The organism is Desulfovibrio sp. 3_1_syn3 (assembly GCF_000145315.2).
GTDB lineage: Bacteria > Desulfobacterota > Desulfovibrionia > Desulfovibrionales > Desulfovibrionaceae > Desulfovibrio > Desulfovibrio fairfieldensis.
On record NZ_ADDR02000002.1, the window covers coordinates 257,851 to 277,406 of the forward strand.

19 protein-coding genes are annotated in these 19,556 nt (G+C 61.0%); 6 read left to right on the plus strand and 13 right to left on the minus strand.

All coding sequences use genetic code 11. The annotated features are described in order from the left end of the window. Positions 1 to 209 precede the first annotated feature (209 nt). From HMPREF0326_RS12400 to HMPREF0326_RS12415, 4 genes are all read left to right on the plus strand, one after another. Entirely contained in the window at positions 210 to 1,103 is an 894-nt protein-coding gene (locus HMPREF0326_RS12400; RefSeq protein ID WP_008686473.1) for an aspartate/ornithine carbamoyltransferase, read from the plus strand. Between the two features lie 163 nt (positions 1,104 to 1,266). Beyond that, positions 1,267 to 2,024, plus strand: a protein-coding gene (locus tag HMPREF0326_RS16905; RefSeq protein WP_147568320.1) for an IS5 family transposase whose coding sequence is annotated in 2 segments (ribosomal slippage) — positions 1,267 to 1,591 and positions 1,591 to 2,024 — 759 coding nt in all. Because the reading frame shifts where the segments join, the coding sequence is not laid out codon by codon here. Positions 2,025 to 2,052: 28 nt separating this feature from the next. Further along, a complete protein-coding gene (locus HMPREF0326_RS12410; protein ID WP_008684912.1) occupies positions 2,053 to 2,907 on the plus strand; it encodes a threonine/serine exporter family protein in 855 nt (284 codons plus the stop codon). Further along, positions 2,904 to 3,428 carry a threonine/serine exporter family protein gene (locus HMPREF0326_RS12415; protein WP_008684911.1) on the plus strand — a complete coding sequence of 175 codons (525 nt, stop codon included), beginning with the start codon at positions 2,904 to 2,906 and terminating at the stop codon, positions 3,426 to 3,428. Before HMPREF0326_RS12410 ends, HMPREF0326_RS12415 begins: the two co-directional genes overlap by 4 nt. Before the next feature lie 149 nt (positions 3,429 to 3,577). Here HMPREF0326_RS12415 and HMPREF0326_RS12420 read toward each other — a convergent pair whose 3' ends face one another. The 12 genes from HMPREF0326_RS12420 to fusA all read right to left on the minus strand — a co-directional run bounded on the left by HMPREF0326_RS12420 (position 3,578) and on the right by fusA (position 17,678). Continuing rightward, positions 3,578 to 4,132: a hypothetical protein gene (locus tag HMPREF0326_RS12420; protein WP_009302358.1), complete on the minus strand. Its 555-nt coding sequence runs from the start codon at positions 4,130 to 4,132 to the stop codon at positions 3,578 to 3,580. After that, a complete protein-coding gene (gene queC, locus HMPREF0326_RS12425) occupies positions 4,132 to 4,890 on the minus strand; it encodes a 7-cyano-7-deazaguanine synthase QueC (protein ID WP_008684909.1) in 759 nt (252 codons plus the stop codon). The genes HMPREF0326_RS12420 and queC overlap by 1 nt, the downstream gene beginning before the upstream one ends. Beyond that, positions 4,887 to 5,600 carry a thermonuclease family protein gene (locus HMPREF0326_RS12430; protein WP_008684908.1) on the minus strand — a complete coding sequence of 238 codons (714 nt, stop codon included), beginning with the start codon at positions 5,598 to 5,600 and terminating at the stop codon, positions 4,887 to 4,889. Before HMPREF0326_RS12430 ends, queC begins: the two co-directional genes overlap by 4 nt. Positions 5,601 to 5,870: 270 nt before the next feature. After that, the gene (rpoD, locus tag HMPREF0326_RS12435) at positions 5,871 to 7,640 is read right to left on the minus strand and encodes an RNA polymerase sigma factor RpoD (RefSeq protein WP_008684907.1); all 1,770 of its coding nucleotides are present in this window, start codon (positions 7,638 to 7,640) and stop codon (positions 5,871 to 5,873) included. Continuing rightward, on the minus strand, positions 7,633 to 9,369 hold the full coding sequence (dnaG, locus tag HMPREF0326_RS12440; protein ID WP_008684906.1) for a DNA primase: 1,737 nt from the start codon (positions 9,367 to 9,369) through the stop codon (positions 7,633 to 7,635). Before dnaG ends, rpoD begins: the two co-directional genes overlap by 8 nt. A gap of 341 nt (positions 9,370 to 9,710) precedes the next feature. After that, a complete protein-coding gene (locus HMPREF0326_RS12445) occupies positions 9,711 to 12,068 on the minus strand; it encodes an endonuclease MutS2 (protein ID WP_084493640.1) in 2,358 nt (785 codons plus the stop codon). 48 nt (positions 12,069 to 12,116) lie between these two features. Beyond that, positions 12,117 to 12,874 (minus strand): IS5 family transposase gene (locus tag HMPREF0326_RS16910; RefSeq protein WP_147568320.1). Its coding sequence is split into 2 segments (ribosomal slippage): positions 12,117 to 12,550 and positions 12,550 to 12,874, totalling 759 coding nucleotides; the frame shifts between segments, so codons are not numbered across the junction. A gap of 512 nt (positions 12,875 to 13,386) precedes the next feature. Then, complete coding sequence (locus HMPREF0326_RS12455; protein ID WP_035060924.1) at positions 13,387 to 13,839, minus strand: GatB/YqeY domain-containing protein; 453 nt, start codon at positions 13,837 to 13,839, stop codon at positions 13,387 to 13,389. A 148-nt stretch (positions 13,840 to 13,987) separates the two neighbouring features. Beyond that, positions 13,988 to 14,191, minus strand: a complete 204-nt coding sequence (rpsU, locus tag HMPREF0326_RS12460) for a 30S ribosomal protein S21 (RefSeq protein ID WP_009302365.1) — start codon at positions 14,189 to 14,191, stop codon at positions 13,988 to 13,990. A 224-nt stretch (positions 14,192 to 14,415) separates the two neighbouring features. After that, positions 14,416 to 14,775 carry an HU family DNA-binding protein gene (locus HMPREF0326_RS12465; protein ID WP_223300001.1) on the minus strand — a complete coding sequence of 120 codons (360 nt, stop codon included), beginning with the start codon at positions 14,773 to 14,775 and terminating at the stop codon, positions 14,416 to 14,418. A 28-nt stretch (positions 14,776 to 14,803) separates the two neighbouring features. Next, complete coding sequence (rsmA, locus tag HMPREF0326_RS12470) at positions 14,804 to 15,628, minus strand: 16S rRNA (adenine(1518)-N(6)/adenine(1519)-N(6))-dimethyltransferase RsmA (RefSeq protein WP_008684898.1); 825 nt, start codon at positions 15,626 to 15,628, stop codon at positions 14,804 to 14,806. A gap of 7 nt (positions 15,629 to 15,635) precedes the next feature. Then, a complete protein-coding gene (gene fusA / locus HMPREF0326_RS12475) occupies positions 15,636 to 17,678 on the minus strand; it encodes an elongation factor G (protein ID WP_008684896.1) in 2,043 nt (680 codons plus the stop codon). A 227-nt stretch (positions 17,679 to 17,905) separates the two neighbouring features. Between fusA and HMPREF0326_RS16925 the strand changes: the two genes are divergently transcribed. After that, positions 17,906 to 18,663 (plus strand): IS5 family transposase gene (locus HMPREF0326_RS16925; protein ID WP_147568322.1). Its coding sequence is split into 2 segments (ribosomal slippage): positions 17,906 to 18,230 and positions 18,230 to 18,663, totalling 759 coding nucleotides; the frame shifts between segments, so codons are not numbered across the junction. Between the two features lie 12 nt (positions 18,664 to 18,675). On the opposite strand, the gene HMPREF0326_RS12485 is transcribed toward HMPREF0326_RS16925, so the two are convergent. After that, entirely contained in the window at positions 18,676 to 19,119 is a 444-nt protein-coding gene (locus HMPREF0326_RS12485) for a VOC family protein (RefSeq protein ID WP_008684892.1), read from the minus strand. 241 nt (positions 19,120 to 19,360) lie between these two features. On the opposite strand from HMPREF0326_RS12485, the gene HMPREF0326_RS12490 reads away from it, so the two are divergent. Then, positions 19,361 to 19,546 (plus strand): hypothetical protein, encoded by a 186-nt coding sequence (locus HMPREF0326_RS12490; protein WP_009302367.1) that lies wholly within the window; start codon positions 19,361 to 19,363, stop codon positions 19,544 to 19,546. The last annotated feature ends 10 nt before the right edge of the window (positions 19,547 to 19,556 follow it).

Genomic DNA, 19,556 nt, shown 5'->3' on the forward strand with positions numbered 1-19,556 from the left:
TGTCACGGCTCGTGGACCAAAAGAGTTCCGTTCCCGCGCCAACACCGCGCTTTTCCATACGACGCCAGACGATCTCCACTCCCCAACCTGCCTGAATCGTGCTGTTTCCTGCTGTTCGGCTTCTGGACAGGGCCGGGCTGCCTTTGCTACACTCAAATTGTATGCGGCCGTGGCATATTGCCCGTGCCGGCCCCTCACGGGAGGAAATAATGCCAAGACATGTACTGACCATAAAGGATCTGGGAGAGAACGCCTGCTGGTTGCTGGTGCAGCAGGCCATAGGCACTCCGGATGCCAAGGCGCGCACCGACTTCATGACCGAGCGGGTGGCCGTGCTGATTTTTGCCCAGCAATCCCTGTCCGAGCGCCTCTGCGTGACGGCGGCCGTACGCCAGATGGGCGGCTTTACAGTGTATGAGGGTGAGCAGGGCACTTGGCGCATGGAGCTCAATGACTATCAGGAACATTTGATGCCGATTTTCGGCTATTATCTGGATTGCCTGTACACCTACGGCCTGCCGGTGAACACCTGGGACATGCGGACCGCCAATGTGAATTTTCCGGTCATCAATGCGGGCAGCCCGGACGCGCATCCGGCCCATGCCCTGGCCGACATCGCCTGCATGCTGCGCGCTTCCCGCTATCTGCAGGGCGTCACGGCCTCCTGGCTGGGGTGCGCCAACGGCACGCTCCATTCCCTCATCGCGGCCACGGCCTTTTTCCCCTTTGCCTTGCGCGTGGCCCTGCCCCCGCATTTGGACCCGGCCCCGCTCAAGGCCGTGGTGGACAAGCTGCAAACCCCGGTGACATTTGTGGAAACGCCGGAGGAAGCCGTGAAGGGCGCCAATTTTGTCTTTGCCGGTTGCCGGGGCGGCATGAGCGCCGAGGATGTAGGCTCCTGGCGGCTCGACGCCGCGCTGATGAGCAAGGCTAATCCCGACGCGCGCCTGCTGCTCAGCGCTTCGCCCGTGGAAGCCATTCCCGTGGACCAGAAGATTCTTTCCGGTCCGGCTTCCTGGCTGGTGCGTCAGGCCGAATACCGCCTGCGTGTGCACAAGCGGATTCTGCACTGGGTGTTTCTGGATAACGAGAGCCCGGCCTAGGTGTTTAGAGCAATTCACGCATGAAATGCGTCAACGGCTCTGTTAGCTGCAAATCCTTGTCACGAAATGTGAGCAGGCGGCCTTTGCCCGCCGTCAAAATGAATCTGCTTTAGGGCCTGTTAACACTATTTGACAAAGAGCGAGTATTCCGTAAGAATGTCTTATGCAAATTACTCGCGAACAATATGAGAGAATCGCTGACTGCTTCCCGCGCCAAAGAGGTAATGTCCGTTTTGACAATCTCCAGGTGTTGAATGCGATTCTGTACGTTGCGGAGCATGGGTGTAAATGGCGTGGACTGCCGAAAAATTTTGGCTGTTGGCACAGCATCTACACGCGCATGAACCGCTGGAGCAAGAACGGAGTTCTTGACCGTATATTTGAACGCCTTCAACAAGAGCAGATACTCCGCCTTAAAATAGAAGCAGTTTCTCTCGACAGTACTATTGTTAAGGTTCATCCCGATGGAACAGGGGCCTTAAAAAAACAGGTCCGCAGTCCATCGGAAAGTCCAGAGGCGGCTGGACGACCAAGCTTCATATGGTTGCCGCGAATGCTGAATGCGCGTTGAATTTCAGCCTCACTCCCGGCAACGCCGGCGATGCCCCCGAGGGGCGCAGGCTGCTTGTCCAGTTGGGGCCGATGCCAGCGCCGTGCAGCTTGCTTATGGATGGCGCATATGAGGGTAATGAAACGACTCGCTTGGGACGTGAGTTGGGCTTCACTCCGGTGGTGCCGCCCAATCCCAACCGACTGAAACCGTGGGAGTATGACAAAGAGCTATACAAAAGACGTAATGAGGTAGAACGGCTTTTCAGGAGGCTCAAAGGCTTCCGCCGTGTTTTTACTCGCTTCGATAAGCTCGATGTCATGTTCCTGGCCTTTGTCGTCTTTGCGTTGATTGTTATAGCTCTAAAATAGTGTTAACAGGCTCTAGTATAGACACGATATGTCCGATTCTTCACAACAAAGCGCGGCCACGGCCGCGCTTTCCCGTGCCCCGCACAAAAGTTCCGGCAGCCTCGGCCCGGTCGCGCAGACCCCCAGCGCATGGGAGGTCAACGACTTTCTGCGCGTCTTCTGCGCGGCCCTGCTGGCCCTGGGCGCGCAGACCGCGCGCGTGGACCGTAATGCCGTGCGCATTGCCGGGGCCTTTGGTTTTGCGGTGGATCTGGCGGTCTTTCCCAAGCATCTGATGCTCTCCGTCACCTCGGCGGACGGGCGGGACCGCCGTACCTCGGTGGGCTCCATCAAGGCCGGTGCGCCGGACTTCCAGAAGGTGGCGGGCCTCAACGCTCTGGGCTGGCGCATTGTGGACGAGCGTCTGAGTTTGGAGGAAGCGCGGCAAAGTCTCGACGCCATCCTGAGCGGGCCGCGCTATCATCCGGCTTTGGTGCGCATTCTGGTGGCCTGCGCCAATGCCGCCTTCTGCCGTTTGTTTGAAGGCGACGCCACGGCCATGGGCCTGGTCTTCATCGCCACCCTGGCGGGTTTTTATCTGCGCCAGCTTCTGGTGCGCTGGCGCGTGGACGGCAAGATCGTCTTCTTTCTCTGCGCCTTCGCCGCCTCCCTGCTGGCCGCGCCGGGCGTGCTGTTCCATTGGGGCACGACGCCGCAGACCGCTCTGGCGGCCAGCGTGCTGTTTTTGATCCCGGGCATTCCCCTGATCAACGCCATGCTGGACATCATGGACGGGCATGCGCTGATGGGCTTTGCCCGGGCCGTGCAGGCCAGTATTCTGATTGCCTGCATCGCTCTGGGGCTGGCCCTGACCATGGCCCTGCTGGGGGTGAGTTCGCTGTGACCCCTTTGCTGACAATGCTGGCGGACGGTTTTTTCGCGGCCGTGGCGGCCATGGGGTTCGCCGTCATTTCCAACCCGCCCAAGAAGGTCGTGCTTGTGGCCGGAGCACTGGCCGCCGTGGGGCATATGGGCCGTTTCGCGCTGATGCGGGAAGGTGTGGGCATCGCCAGCGCCTCACTCTGCGCGGCCCTGCTGATCTCGCTGTGCAGCATGCCGTGTACCCGGCGCTGGCACATTCCGGCGGAGATGTTCGCCTTTCCCGCGCTCCTGCCCATGATTCCGGGCATGTTCGCCTATAAGGCCATCCTGGCCACCATGCAGTTTCTGGGCACAGCGGACATGCCCCTGCGCCAGGAACTGCTGGTAAGCATCGTCTACAACAGCCTGACCACCTTCTTCATCATGTGCGCCCTGGTTATCGGGGCCGTGCTGCCGCTCTTTCTGTTTCACCGGGAATCGCCCCTGGTCCGGGGCCTGCGGGGAATCCGCCGTTACGGAAAAGCGAACCGGCGCGGGGATTGAGGGGAAAAGGCGGGGGAATAAAAACAGATCGGCCTTGAAACACCGTGTGTTCCAAGGCCGCATGCAGCCGTAAGATGCCTCGACTACTCCAACACCACGTTCCCTTACTGGCGTCGGCAAACAACACTCCGGAGTGTTGATCACAGCCCCTAATCGGGCAGGATCTCATACTCTTCCAGCTTATCCCACACGGCGCTGATCACCAGTGCCATGGCAGCGGCCAGACGGGCCTGGGCGCGGGCATCCGCGGCCGGTTCGGCCGCAACGCCGGGCGCTGCCCCTTCGGCCAGGCGGCGGCAGAAGAGCTCCGGGCAACCGGCCTGCTCGCCGTGCCCCAGCAGAGCCATATAGGCGGCAAAAGGGCCGTCCACAAAGTCGGCCTGAACGAGAGTTCCCGCTGTTGGGGCATTGTTGCTTTCGGCGGGCGCGTCCGTTTCAGCCGCGCGCAGCAGATTGCCTGTTTCCCGCAGATAACCCGCCAGAACGCTGTTGGGTGCGTGCTGCATGAGCCCGGCCGTGACCACGGCGTGGACAAAAGCCCGCCATTCGGCGCAGAGCCGGGCCTGTTCCGGCCCGTGCGCATACGCGGAAGGCAGCCCGGCATTTTCAGCCAGACGCAGGATGTCGGCGGTTTTGCTGTTGAGCTGAAAGAGGATGCAGGCCGCTTCAATGCCTTGGGCCGCGCTGAGTTGCTTTTTGGACATCAGACCTCCGTGCGGCCCCGTTCTCCGTTTTTCCGCGCTTCCCGGTAGGCCGCGTAACCGGAGGCCCGCAGGCGGCAGGCAGGGCAGACCCCGCAGCCGTAGCCCCAGTCATAACGCCGGCCGCGCTCGCCCGCGTAACAGGTGTGGCTTTCTTCCAGAATCAGGTCCACCAGAGCCGTCCCCCCCAGAGACTCGGCCAACTCCCAGGCTCCGCGCTTGCTCAGCCACATCAGCGGCGTGTGCAGGACGAAGCGGCTGTCCATACCGCAATTGAGCGCCACCTGCATGGCCTTGATGCTGTCGTCGCGGCAATCGGGATAACCGGAAGAATCGCTCTGGCAGACGCCCAGGATCAGATGGCGGATATTCTTGGCATAGGCCCAGACAGCGGCGTGCAGGATGAACAGCAGATTGCGGCCCGGCACGAACGTGGTGGGCAGGCCGCCCGGACCGTCGGCGGCGATGGGGGCCTCGGAGGTCAGGGCCGTGTCGGCCAGCTGGCGGAAAATATCCACATTCAACAGGGTATCCGGTCCCAGACGGGAGGCCCAGAGCGGATCAAGTTCCGCCAGAGCCGCACGCAGACGCTGACGGCAGGCCAGTTCCACGTTGTGCCGCTGGCCATAGTCAAAGCCCAGGGTCCGGACACGCTCAAAGCGGCTCAGAGTCCAGGCCAGGCAGGTGGCGGAATCCTGACCGCCGGAAAAGATGACCAGGGCCTGTTCCTGTTGCAGGGGAGTGGGGGAAACGGTGCTCATGGCTGGGTGGGCCAGAATTGGCAGACCCTGGCCGGGGCGTAGCCCGCCAGAAAGGCGTCCATCAGGGTGCCGAAATAGACCCGGTTGCGGGGTTTGATGTGCTGGGCCTCCGGGCAGTCCGCCGGAAAAAAGCGCAGGGAATTGCGGTTGCCCGTGTAGTTCTGGTGCGCCAGGGGCAGGGAGAGCAGATGGGCCCAGAGGCCGCGCCGCGCATTGATGGCCTGTTCCTGCAGGCCGCGCAGGCGTTCCTGCAACTGCGGGCTCTGATCCTGATGCGGATAGTAAAAGGCCGCGCCCCGTTCGAGCATCAGATCGCTCAGGGACCGGCCGTCCTCCAGCCGCACGTCGGCCACGATGCGGCCGTGGCGGTCTTTGCTTTTGACTCCGGCGGCGAACAGACGGACTTTCTGACCTTTGGCCAGAGCGTCCAGTTCCTGCCGGGCTTCGCGGGCGTAAAACTGGGGCTTCCTGTTGTCCCGCCCCAGCTCCGGCGTGTCGATGCCCGCCAGACGCACCACGCGCCGGTCCGTAAGTTTGAGAGTGTCACCGTCGAAGCAGCGGGCCACCACGCCTTTCGGCTGGGGCAGGGCGTCTTCCTCCGCCCGCGCCGCCGACGGCAGAAGCAGGCAGCAGAGCAGGAGAAGCAGAACGGCTTTCCCCGCATGGCGGGGCCATTTGCTGTTGCTGAAATTCGCTGTACTCGCAGCCATTTTACTTTCCTGTGCCGTCTTAGCAAATAAATGGCATTTGAGAAATTTTTGTCGCTGGCACGGCAGGCAAGCGGCCCGGCGCGGGCGCTAGCCGTTGCCGAGTTCACGAGGCTTACGGATGGCGACAGCAACTAGTCACACATAGTTGCAGTAACCAGTTGCTGTCTTTGTCCATAGCTTCCTTTGTCGCAACGGCCAAAGCAGTTGTCTACGTAACCAAGCCGGGCCGCGCCGCCTAACACAGCCAGCGGCAAAAAGAATCAAATGCCATCAGTTTTCGTAGTAGGAGCGCAAAGGCTGACTCCGCACCGGATGCCGCAGCTTGCGCAAAGCCTTGGCCTCGATCTGGCGGATGCGTTCGCGCGTCACGTTGAAGAGCTTGCCCACTTCCTCAAGGGTGTGATCGCTCTTTTCCGCAATGCCGAAACGCTTGCGCAACACCTGCTCCTCGCGCGGGGTCAGATCCGCCAGCACGGCGGCCAGTTGCTCGGAGAGCTTGGTGTTGATGACTTCCTCGGCCGGAGCCACGGCCTTCTTGTCCTCAATGAAATCGCCCAGGCTGGAATCTTCCTCGTCGCCGATGGGCGTCTCCAGAGAGATGGGCTCCTTGGCTATCTTAAGCACTTTCTTGACCTTTTCCACCGGATATTCCATGCGCTCGGCGATTTCCTCGGGCGTGGGGTCGCGCCCCAGTTCCTGCACCAGATAGCGCGAGGTGCGGATCAGCTTGTTGATGGTTTCGATCATGTGCACCGGAATGCGGATGGTCCGGGCCTGGTCCGCGATGGCCCGGGTGATGGCCTGGCGGATCCACCAAGTGGCGTAGGTGGAAAACTTGTAGCCGCGCTGGTACTCGAATTTGTCCACGGCCTTCATCAGGCCGATGTTGCCCTCCTGGATCAGATCCAGGAACTGCAGGCCGCGATTGGTGTATTTTTTGGCAATGGAAACCACCAGACGCAGGTTGGAGCGGATCAGCTCCTGCTTGGCGCGCATGGCCGCGGTATTGCCGCGCTTGATGCGCCAGAGCACTTCTTCCAGGTCACCCACATTGTGGCAGCATTTTTCCTGAAGGCGCTTGAGGATTTCAATCTTGCCGATGATCATTTCCTTGAAGGAAAAGAGCTCGTCAACGCTGAGCTTGAGGTCGCGCGCCGCCTCTGTGGGATTGACCTCGCGCTTTTCCAGGCCGTCGAACATGGTCTGGATTTCCACTTGGGTGCGGCCCGTGGAGAGGATGTAGGCCGAAAGATCGCGCTGGCAGTTGTGCATTTGGCGCACATAGTCTTCCACCGTCTCGATGATCCGGTCGATGAGGGTCTTTTCCAGCTTGATGTCGCGCAGGCGGGTGACGATCTCTTCCTTGAAGCTGATGATTTCCTTCTGGGTGGCCGTGACCCGGCGTTCCAGGGTGCAACAGTCGTCCAGCTTCTTGTAGATCTTGCGTTTTTTCTTGAAGACCTGCTTGATTTCGTCCAGGAGCAGGATGACCCGCGAGCGTTGGTTCATCTCGTCTTCGCTGGGGTCGTCTTCTTCAATGGTTTTGACCACATCCTTGAGCTTGACGCGGTTCTGGCGCAGATCCTCGCCCACGTTGATGAGTTCTTCCACGGCTACGGGCACTTCCACCAGGGCGTAGAGCACGTCCTGTTCGCCCATTTCGATTTTTTTGGCGATGACCACTTCGCCGTCGCGATCCAGCAGGGGCACGGCGCCCATTTCGCGCAGATACATGCGCACGGGATCGGTGCTGCGGGAGGAGTAGTCGGCTGATTCCTCGTCTTCGGTCAGGTCCAGCGTGTCTTCACTCACGTCGTCGTCGGTTTCGGCGGCGGTGGCGGAAATTTTTTTGCCGTCCTTTTCGGAATCCACAATGACGATTTCCAGCTGCTCGAAAATGCCGATAATCTCTTCAAACTGCTCGGGCGTGCTCATTTCCACGGGCAGAGCCTTGTTGACCTCTTCAAAGGTCAGAAAGCCCGTGCCTTTGCCCTTGGCGATAAGAGATTGTATTTGCTGGATATCTTTAAGATTACTCATGCCCTTTCTCCAAGGTTTCCTGCAGTGCGCGAAGATAATCCAAATCAGCCGCAAAGTCACCTGTACCGGTATTCTCGCGTAAGGCTGCGGAAACAGACGATTTTTGCGCCGAGGCGTAATAGGCGTCCAGGTCGCGGCGCAGGAATTCCAGTTCCTTGTCGCCGTTGTCGCGGGGCGCGGCTTCAGCCCCCCGGCAGAGGGTCCAGAAGTTTTTTTCGCGTTGGTCCAGATGATAGGGGCTTTCTTCCCCCAATTCCTCAATCTTGTCCCAGAGCCGCCGGGCAACGGCCGACTGGAGGGTCAGATCCGCGCCGAGAGCGCGCAGGTCGTCGAGCCGTTCGGGATAGCGCACCGCGTACATCATAATCTGGCGGTCGCGCATGTTCTGCCGGGCGAGGCTGGGTTTGGCCGTTTGCGCCGGGGCGCGGCCCCGGCCGTCCTGTTTCTGGCTGTGCCAGGCGGCCAGGCCCTGGCGCAGCTCGTTTTCCGAAAGTTGCAAATGCCCGGCCAGCCGCGAGACATACGGGCTGACCAGTTCAGGCAATTCCACCTGGCGCAGGAAGTTGCGCGCCCATTCCACTGTTTCGCGCGGGGCCAGGGCCTTGAGTACGTCCACGCAGAAGCGCAGCCCGTCCGGCGCCTTGGCCTGCAATTCCTCAAAAGCCTCGGGCCCGGCGGTGCGCAGCAGGCTGTCGATGTCCTCGCCTTCGGGCATCAGCACCACGTTGCAGGCCAGGCCGCGCGTGAGCAGCATTTCGCAGGAGCGCAGAGCGGCCTTGCGCCCGGCCCGGTCTCCGTCGAAGAGCAACACCATTTGGGAGGCGAAGCCCGAAAGCCGCTTGATCTGCTCCGGCGTCAGCGCGGTGCCCAGCACGCCCACGGCGTTGTCGTAACCGAACTGGTGCAGGGTGAGCACGTCCATGTAGCCTTCGGTGAGCAGGGCGCGCCCCTTGGTGGTGATGCCGCGCCGGGCCTGGGCCAGGCCGTAGAGATGCTCGCCTTTTTTATAGATGGGCGTGTCCGAGCTGTTAATGTACTTGGCCTCGTCCTCTCCGGCGATGATCCGTCCGCCGAAGGCGATGATCTGGTTGGAAAGGCTCTTGATGGGAAAGACCAGCCGCCCCCGGAAGCGGTCATAGGCCCGGCCGTTGCCGGACTGGCCCAGCAGGCCCGCCTCCACGGCCAGACGGGCGTCAAAGCCCGCGCGGCGCAGGGCGTCGGCCAGAGACTGCCATTCGCGCCGGGCCCAGCCCAGGCCGAAACGCTGCACGATGTCCTCGCTCAGGCCGCGCTTTTCGATATACTCGCGGCATTCGGCGGCTTCCGGGCTTTGCAGGGCAGCGCTGAAATGCCCGGCGGCCAGCTCATACATGCGCAGCATCTGCTGGCGGCCCGAGCGGCGCTCCCGCTCCTCGCCCTGGCTGCGGGCGTTGCTCCGGCCGCGTTCAATGGTGATCCCGGCCTCGGCGGCCAGTTGCTCCAGACATTCCTTGAAATCCAGGCCGTTGATCCGGCCGTAGAAATCAAAAATGTCCCCGGAGGCGTGGCAGCCGAAGCAGTAGAACATGCCCTGTTCCTCATTGACGGAAAAGGAGGGCTTGGTTTCCTGGTGGAAGGGGCAGGGGGCCACCCAGCGCGGGCCGTTGCGTTTGAGCTCCACAAAGCGGCGCACAATGTCCACGATGTTCAGGCGCTCCTTGATGGCGCGGATGGCGTCTTTGGATTGCATGCAGCCCTGTGCTCCGGTCTAGCGTTGCGGGGGAATGCCGTCAACGCAGCAATGGAAAACGGAAAAGGCACCCACGTGGGGCGCTTGCCGAGTACTGCCGCTTACACTGAGAATTTTTGGCTTTCCGGCAAGGAAAACGCGTTGTTTGTGATGGAAGAGTGCCCTTCCCGTAGCATGCCCGACCGGGGCAAAAAGCGCGTTTGCTTCGGCCGTCGGCGGCGTTGCCGCCTTGCCTTTGCCTCTGCCGCAATGCGGCCTGCAGAGAAGGGCAGCGGCGCTACGGATAAAGGCAACCTCGATGACGCGATCGGCAGTCAAAAAGGTTCATGTAACGACAGTGGTTAACGAAATGTGACGATAGTCATGCCGTCCCCGCCCCTGTCCTCCGGGGCCAGTACGAACCGGTCCACGGCCGGAAAGCCGCGCAGAAATTCGTGAACTTCGCGGCGCAGCGCACCCGTGCCGCGTCCGTGCACGATTTCCACCTCGGAAAAACCGGCCAGCAGGGCCTTGTCCAGAAAACGCTCCACTTCGGCCAGAGCCTGGTCCGCGCGCATGCCGCGCAAATCCAGGCTCAGGGAGGCGTTTTCGTCGGTCCCGCGTTTCACCGCACTGCGCGGCGCTGCCTGGGGGGCTTGGCCGCCGCTTTCTCGCAGGTCCTTCATCTCGGCCCAGAGATTCACGCCGTTCATGTCCAGGCGCACTCGGCCCCGGCGTTCATCCACGTCCGTGATCACGCCGCGCTTGTTGAACACACTGTGCAGCACGTTCTGACCCGGCGTGAAATGCTGCGGTTTGGGCAGCACGGACTGCGTCTCCGGCTCCACAGCCGGGGCCAGGGAGGCGCGCAGGCGGGACATTTCCTTCAGGGCCTGCTTGGACGTGGCCCGTCCTTCCTTCCAGGCCCGCATCAGTTCGGCGGCCTTGCCGCGCACTTCCTCGTGCAGGCGGACGCGTTCCTTTTCCAGGCGCTCGCGGCTTTGCTGCACGGCATGGCGGGCTTTTTCCTGCTCCGCCCGCAAGACGAGCAGTTCTTCCTCGCGCCGGGCGGCCAGATCGTTGAGCCGCCCCAGCAGGGCCGTGGCGTCCTGGCCGTCCTGCAGCAAATAGTGTTCGGCCCGGTGCACAATGGTTTCGGGCAGGCCGTGCTCCCGCGCCACATCCAGAGCTTGGCTGGCCCCTACCTGGCCGTAGGCCAGCTTGAACAGCGGTTTTTTTGTGGCCGGATCAAACAACATGGACGCCGCCCTGGCTCCCTCGCGGGTCAGGGCGTAGGACTTGAGCGACGGAAAATGCGTGGCTGCCAGTACAAAGGTATGTTTGTCCAGCAATTCGTCAAGGACCGCCTGGGCCAATGCCGCGCCCTGCGCCGGGTCCGTGCCCGCGCCGAATTCGTCCAGCAGCACGAGACCGTGCTGGTCCAGATGCTTCCAGGCCTTGGCCAGATGGTCTATCTGGGCCGTGAAGGTGGAAACATTGTCATCCAGGCTCTGCTCGTCGCCGATGAAGGCGTCCATGCGGTTGAACCATGGCAGATGCGACCCCTTGCCCGCGGGCACGGGCAGGCCGCTGAGGGTCATGGCCACCACGAGCCCCAGGGTTTTCAGGCAGACTGTCTTGCCGCCCGCGTTGCCGCCGGTGATAACCAGGGCCCGTTCGCCGGGGCGCAGCAGAATGTCCAGGGGCCGGACCGGCGCGGCGGCGGTCTTGTCCGCGCCCGTGTTTTTGCTCCGGGCCAGAGCCAGCAGGGGATGGCGGGCCTCCAGCAGACTGATGCCTTCCTCCACCGGCGAGAGGCTGATGCAGCGGCCGTCATACAGATCGGCCAGGCGGCGCATGGCCTGCAACACGTCCAGCCGGGCCAGCAGGTCCAGGGCGGCCCAGGCGCCGGGCAGTTCGGCGGCCAGCAGGTCGCGCAGATAGGCCAGTACCTTCTGCTCCTCCTCGCGCTCCTCATGCTTGAGTTCCTGGAGACGGTTGTTGATCTCCACCAGAAACATGGGCTCGAAATAGCAGGTTTCGCCGGTCTGGGACCAGTCGTGGATGATGCCCTGCATGCGGCCCTTGAAATTGGCCTTGAGCGGCAGCACATAGCGGTCCGAGGACAGGGTCATGAACTCGTCCTGCAGATAGGGCAGCATATTGTACTGCAGGGCGAAATCCTTGACCTTGCGCATGCAGCTCTGGTGCAGGCGGCGCAGTTCGCCGCGCAGACGATAGAGTTCCGGCGAGCTTTCGTCCCTGATCAGGCCGTCGTCGGAAATGCAGCGGCTCAACGCCGCCGTGAGCTGCACGGGCATGGGCGCGGCCTGGGCCAGCTCCAGCAGATGCGGCCAGTGGCGCGGGGCCTCGGGCGTATTGATGGCGGCCTGCGCGCTCTGGGCCAGGCGCAGCACTTCGCGCAGAGCCCAGAAGGCGTCGGCGTCGGGCCGGGACTGGGGGCGCTCGGCGGCGTGCAGCAGGCCGCCGACATCGGGAAAGGCGGCCAGGCTGAAGCCCTTGCCGCCGTCGCCCACGGGGCGGGCGGCCCAGGTGGCGGCTTCCTCATAGAGGCGCGCGGCCAGGGTCACGGCCTCGGAGTCCGGCAGGGGAGCAAGGGCCAAGGCGCGTTCGCGGCCCACGCCCGAGCAGCAGAGCCCGGCCAGGTATTCCGTGATCTTGCCGAATTCGAGGGAATTGAGAGTGCGGGTATGAATCATGATTTCTTTGTGCCATAAGGGTTGCGCCAGCACTAGGGCCTGTTAACACTATTTCAGAGCTATAACAATCAACGCAAAGACGACAAAGGCCAGGAACATGACATCGAGCTTATCGAAGCGAGTAAAAACACGGCGGAAGCCTTTGAGCCTCCTGAAAAGCCGTTCTACCTCATTACGTCTTTTGTATAGCTCTTTGTCATACTCCCACGGTTTCAGTCGGTTGGGATTGGGCGGCACCACCGGAGTGAAGCCCAACTCACGTCCCAAGCGAGTCGTTTCATTACCCTCATATGCGCCATCCATAAGCAAGCTGCACGGCGCTGGCATCGGCCCCAACTGGACAAGCAGCCTGCGCCCCTCGGGGGCATCGCCGGCGTTGCCGGGAGTGAGGCTGAAATTCAACGCGCATTCAGCATTCGCGGCAACCATATGAAGCTTGGTCGTCCAGCCGCCTCTGGACTTTCCGATGGACTGCGGACCTGTTTTTTTAAGGCCCCTGTTCCATCGGGATGAACCTTAACAATAGTACTGTCGAGAGAAACTGCTTCTATTTTAAGGCGGAGTATCTGCTCTTGTTGAAGGCGTTCAAATATACGGTCAAGAACTCCGTTCTTGCTCCAGCGGTTCATGCGCGTGTAGATGCTGTGCCAACAGCCAAAATTTTTCGGCAGTCCACGCCATTTACACCCATGCTCCGCAACGTACAGAATCGCATTCAACACCTGGAGATTGTCAAAACGGACATTACCTCTTTGGCGCGGGAAGCAGTCAGCGATTCTCTCATATTGTTCGCGAGTAATTTGCATAAGACATTCTTACGGAATACTCGCTCTTTGTCAAATAGTGTTAACAGGCCCTAGAGCATTTCAACTTTGAAATGCTCTAACGCCGAACACGGTGAGGCGCGCCGCGAAGACCGGCCCGACGGGCGGCCCGTAGGGCCGTGCCTGTAGTCCAAAGGGCGTACAGGCATTGAGAGCAGCGCGGCGTGGATTCCGGAAAAGCGACCGAAGGCAGCCCGAAGGGCTGTCCCCGTTGGCGACAACGGAACCATACGGGGAGCAGTAGCAACGATAACCACATTTTTCGCCGGAATGCCGACTTTGAAATTTGTAAAATTTCAAAGTTAATCCGCTCTAGAAATACCCCCAAGGGGAATTGAAAAATAAAAGAGCTACGGCAAAACGTTTCCCTGAAAACATGGACTTTGTTCTTTGACAGGGAAGACGTCGCTTGCGGACCGAGGGTAGCACTTTCCCGTGCAACCCCGGCCTGCAAACGACATTCTGACGCAGTCCGGAGGACAAAAGGCGCGTTTTCAGCTGAGCCGTTTTTTGACCGCCTCGGACAGCGCCTTGCCGTCCACCCGGCCCTTGTATGAACCCATGACGGCAGAAATCACCCGGCCCATATCCTTGGGCGTGGCGGCCTGAAGCTCGGTGACGGTGGTCTCGATAATCTCCGCCAGTTCCTCGGGGCTGAGGGCTTTGGGCAGGTATTCCTGCAAAATTCGCAGTTCGGCAGCTTCCTTCTCGGCCAGATCGGCGCGGTTGGCGGCGGTGTACTGCTCAATGGAATCCTGACGCTGCTTGCCTTCCTTGATGATGACGTCCAGCATTTCCTCGTCGGAAAGGCTGCCGCCGGGCCGCCGAAGGTCCACCAACTTGTTTTTGACCGCGGTTTTCAGAAGCCGCAACACGGTAAGACGCACGGCATCCTTGGCTTTGTAGGCCTGGATGTATTCTTTCTCGATCTGTTCAGATAGGCTCATGGCGGTGCCGGGGGTAAGAGTGGAAAAGAAGCGGAAACTGCGGGAAATCCCCAAGGGATTTCCCGCAGTGTCTGTCCGAATGCGTGATGGCCTCGGGACAGCGGAACCGCACCGCGCAATGCGCGGCATGGCGCGCTGTGGGGATGGGCTAGGCCATGTTCATTTTTCTGATTTTTTTCATCAACCGCTTGCGGGCGGCGGCCTTCTTCTTTTTGCGCATGACGCTCGGTTTTTCGTAGTGCTGGCGCTTCTTCATTTCAGAAAGAATGCCGGCCTTCTCCACCTGCTTCTTGAAACGGCGCAAGGCAATGTCGAAGTTGTAATCGTCGTCGTTGAGAAAAACTCCGGGCAAGAATATCACCCCCTCCGGCGGACAGGCCGGGCTGTAAAAAGCACGGCGCTGCAAAATATGAAGAGTCTGTATAGTGCTTGGCTGGAAAAAAAGCAAGCACTGGAGCGGTTCAATTTCAAAATTGTTGAACAGCCCTCAAGGTCTGGAAAGGCGCATTTTCCAGTGGACAAGAAAAAAACGGCAAGCCCGTACGGGCTTGCCGTGTCGCCGCATGCGGGGAAAAATTAATTCAAGGCGTCTTTGAGCATTTTGCCGGGGCGGAACTTGACCATTTTGCAGGCGGGAATGGTCAAGGTGGCGCCGGTGCGCGGATTGCGGCCCTGGCGGGCTTTGCGGCTTTCCACGGCGAAGGTGCCGAAACCGGTGAGGGTCAGTTTGGCTTCCTTGCTCAACGAGTCTTCCACGGAAGCCAGAAAGGCATTGAGGGCGCGCTCGGCGGCGGCCTTGGTCAGATTGGCCTTGGCGGCGATTTTTTCAACCAGATCAGCTTTAGTCATCAGCATATCCTCCTGAAGATTTGCCAACAGATACCGCGAGCCTGACTCCCCAAGTCCGTGGCGCAAAACCACCGCACGCAATACCATTATGATAGCGGACTTAACTCAACCTCTTTTAGCGCGGATTGTCAAGATTCAGCGCCAAAAAAGAGGACAGGCGCTGAAAATCATCCGTGCTCAAGGCTTCGGGCCGCAGGCTGGGGGCCAGGCCCGCCTGGTCCAGAGCCCTTTCCATCTGCGGCAGACCGGCCCGGCGGAAGATGCCGCCCAGCTGCTTGCGGCGCTGCTGAAAGCAGATCCGCAACAGGCGGGCCAGGGCCTTGGGATGGGCGGGCTGCGCCTCGGGCGGCAGCGGCTCAAAGGAAAGCACGGCCGAATCCACCTTGGGCGGCGGGCTGAACGCGCCGGGCCCGACCACGAATTCCAGACGCGGGCGGGCGTAGCTCTGAACCCAGACCGAGAGGGCGCCGTAGTGGCCGTTGCCGGGCGCGGCCGCCAGGCGCTGGCCCACTTCCTTCTGGACCATGAACACGGCTCGCTTCAGCCCTTCCGCGCGCGACACAATATCCCAGATCAGGGGCGAGGCCACATTATAGGGCAGATTGCCGATGACTTTCCACGGGTGCTCCGGACTGATGCGCCGCCAGTCGAAGCGCAGGGCGTCGGTCAGCACGGCCTGGGTGCGCGGAGCGGCCTGGCGCTGCCGTTCGGCCGCCCAGTGGCGGTCCTTTTCCAGCAACAGCAGGCAGGCGTGCGGCGCGGCTTCCAGCGCCCTGGTCAGCGCGCCGGGGCCGGGGCCGATTTCCAGTACGCGGTCTTCGGCCTGGGGCAGCAGCAGGGCCGCAATACGGTCGCAGATTTCCTCCCGGCGCAAAAAATGCTGGCCCAGGCTTTTCTTGGCGCGGGGGGCCTGATTTCTGTTTTCCGGCGATGCGGGCATGGCGGCCTCAGGGCAGATCAAAACGGTCAAAGGCCAGCATCAATCCGGCCCGTCCCTGGGTGGCCGAGCGCAAGGAGGTGGAGAAGCCGAACAGACGGCGCAACGGGGCCGTGCCGCGCAGCAGCTTGCGCCCGGCATGGTCCTCCAGGTCTTCCACTTTGCCTCCGGCGGCAGTGAACAGGCTGATGGCCGGGCCCAGAAAATCCTCGGGCACGTTGATTTCCACCCGCATGACGGGCTCCAGGGCCACGGGCGCGGCTTTGGACAGTGCCTCGCGCAAAGCCTGTCCGGCGGCCATGTGACAGCCCGGTATGGTGGTCAGGCCCTCGCGCCGCTCCACATTGGTCAGGGTCACGGCCACGTCCACCAGAGGCCAGCCGGTCAGCTCGCCGCTTTGCAGGCCGTCGCGCACGCCGTCCAAGGCGGCCTGGAGCAGGGCCGGGGGCAGAATTTTACGGGCCTCCTGCGGATCCGCAGGCAGGAAATCGCCCACCGTCACCTGATTGCCCGTATGGCGGGGCAGGGGGGCCACGCGTAGGGCCACCGCTCCCTGGTGATGCTCCTTGCCCAACTCCTTGTCGAAGACGGCTTCAGCCTCGGCTTCCCTGCGCACGGTTTCGCGCAGCACCACCTGCGGCTGTCCGGCGCGCGGGCTGATGCCGTATTCGCGGCGCATGCGCTCCAGCAGCACGTCCAGATGCAGTTCGCCCATGCCGGAAATCATGCGCGTGCCGGAATCATCGTCCAGGCTGACCTGGAAGGTGGGGTCCTCCTCCACATAGCGGGCCAGGGCCTCATCCAGGGTTTTGCCCTCATCGGCGTTGCGCGGCTCCAGCGCTAGAGTGAGCACCGGGGCGTAGGCTTCAATGGATTCCAGCACGAGTTCGCGGGCCCGCGCGGCGTAGGTTTCGCCGGTATGGGCCGTGCGCAGGCCCACCACCGCCGCGATTTCCCCGGCCGAGGCCGATTCGAGCTGTTCGCGCCGGTCGGCATGCAGGCGGAAGATGCGCCCCACGCGGTCGTCGCTCTTCCGCGTCACATTGCGCAGCGAGTCGCCTTCCCTGATTTGCCCGGCATAGAGACGCAGAAAGGAAAGTTTGCGCCCGTTTTCCATAAGCACCTTGAAGACCAGGGCTACGGGCGGCGCGTCCGGGTCCGGCTCCACGGCTTCTTCGCGGCCTTGCGCATCTCGTCCCACAGGCGCGGGCACGTCCAGGGGCGAGGGCAGATAGTCGCAGACAGCGTCCAGTACGGGCTGAACACCCGCATTGCGCAGGGCCGAGCCGCAGAGCACGGGCGTCAGGCCGCGGGAAAGCGTGGCGCGGCGCAGGGCGGCGCGGACATCCTCCCGGCTGAAAGAGCCTTCCATCCAGAGCTCCAGAAATTTGTCGTCGGCCTCGGCCAGTTTTTCCAGCAGGGTTTCGCGCCAGGGCGCGGCCAGCGTAGCCTCGCGCGGGCTGAACGGCACGCGCAGCACGGTGCGGCCCTGGTCCGCCGGATCGAAGGTCAGGGTTTCGCCGCTGATCAGATCCAGCACCCCGGCAAAGGATTCGCCCTGGCCCAAGGGGGCCGTGACGGCCACGGCATTGGTCTGGAGGCGGCGGCGTATGGCCTCCAGCGCGGCTTCGAAATCCGCGCCCAGGCGGTCCATCTTGTTCACAAAGGCGATCTTGGGCACTGCGAAATGCTCGGACTGCCGCCAGACCGTCTCGGACTGCGGCTCCACCCCGCCCACGGCGCAGAAGACGCCCACGGCCCCGTCCAGCACGCGCAGAGAACGCTCCACCTCAATGGTGAAATCCACATGCCCGGGCGTGTCGATGAGATTGATCATTTTCTCCCGCCACTGGCAGGAGGTGCAGGCCGAGGTGATGGTGATGCCGCGTTCCTGTTCCTCGGGCATATAGTCCATGGTGGCCGCACCGTCGTGGACTTCGCCCATACGGTGAATTTTGCGGCTGTAGAACAGCATACGCTCGGAAAGAGTTGTCTTGCCCGCGTCGATATGGGCGATAATACCGATATTACGGATGTCGCTGATTGGGGGCATGGCTGGCTCCGGCTGGGTGGCGTTGCTTCAGTGGTACGGTTTTTTCAGGCCCACGGCAAGGGCGGGCGCGAAACCCCAGGGGCATTTCGCTCTCCTGCCGTGGGCAGAGTGATTTTGTATTTGGAGCAGGTTAACCACGGATGAGGTATTCCGAGTCCCGCGGGCATGCCGTACTAGGGCCTGTTAACACTATTTGACAAAGAGCGAGTATTCCGTAAGAATGTCTTATGCAAATTACTCGCGAACAATATGAGAGAATCGCTGACTGCTTCCCGCGCCAAAGAGGTAATGTCCATTTTGACAATCTCCAGGTGTTGAATGCGATTCTGTACGTTGCGGAGCATGGGTGTAAATGGCGTGGACTGCCGAAAAATTTTGGCTGTTGGCACAGCATCTACACGCGCATGAACCGCTGGAGCAAGAACGGAGTTCTTGACCGTATATTTGAACGCCTTCAACAAGAGCAGATACTCCGCCTTAAAATAGAAGCAGTTTCTCTCGACAGTACTATTGGTAAGGTTCATCCCGATGGAACAGGGGCCTTAAAAAAACAGGTCCGCAGCCCATCGGAAAGTCCAGAGGCGGCTGGACGACCAAGCTTCATATGGTTGCCGCGAATGCTGAATGCGCGTTGAATTTCAGCCTCACTCCCGGCAACGCCGGCGATGCCCCCGAGGGGCGCAGGCTGCTTGTCCAGTTGGGGCCGATGCCAGCGCCGTGCAGCTTGCTTATGGATGGCGCATATGAGGGTAATGAAACGACTCGCTTGGGACGTGAGTTGGGCTTCACTCCGGTGGTGCCGCCCAATCCCAACCGACTGAAACCGTGGGAGTATGACAAAGAGCTATACAAAAGACGTAATGAGGTAGAACGGCTTTTCAGGAGGCTCAAAGGCTTCCGCCGTGTTTTTACTCGGTTCGATAAGCTCGATGTCATGTTCCTGACCTTTGTCGTCTTTGCGTTAATTGTTATAGCTCTGAAATAGTGTTAACAGGACCTAGTCCGCGTCTTCAATCCGCAGCATGTCTTGCGCATCAAATTTCCAGTCCGGGCCATAGGCAACCTCCCAGTAATGGCCGTCCGGATCCCGGAAGTAACCGCTGTAGCCGCCCCAGAAAACGTCCCTTGGCTGTTTGGCGATCACGCCGCCGTGCTCTTGGACCATTTTCATGAAGACGTCGACTTCCTCTCTGGATTTCATATTGCAGGCCAGGGTCATGCCGGCGAAGCCGCCCTGTGAAAGCGGCGGCGGATTTTCGGCATCTATGTCCCGGGCAAGTTCCTCAAGAGGATAGAGTTCCAGCTTGCTGCCCTGGTTGTCGAAAAAAACAACGACCGGTTGGTCCGCTTTTTCATAGGTCTTGAAGCCGATATTTTTGTAAAAGGCCAAAGATTTTTTTATGTCCCGCACGCCGAGACATATCAGATTGATCCTGTTCACAACACATCCTTACTTGACTTGTCGGCCCGGCAGGCCGGTGATTCCCGTGCCGGGGTTCCGGCTGCGGAGTATTTGCCTTGCCGTGCCCTTTGCGGACGCCATGACTTATACTCTTTCAGAATGGTCCAGTTTCAGCCGGAACGCAAGACGTTGTCATTTTCGCGAAAAAGGGGACGGGGAGCCTAATGTTTTGAGGCGGAATGCCGAAAAGAGAAATGGGGAACAGGGAGAAGGAGCGCCTATGGAAGCCATACAGGACAACGGCACCTTCCAGAGCACCGAGGAACTGTTGCGCGACGGCATTGCGCCGCAGCAGGTCATGAGCAACCTGATTATCGGCAAAACCTTGCAGGAATCCACGGAGATGGCCGAACAACTACGCATCGCGGCCACCGGCGTGGGCCAGAAGCTGAATGTGGAGGTATGATCCACAATGC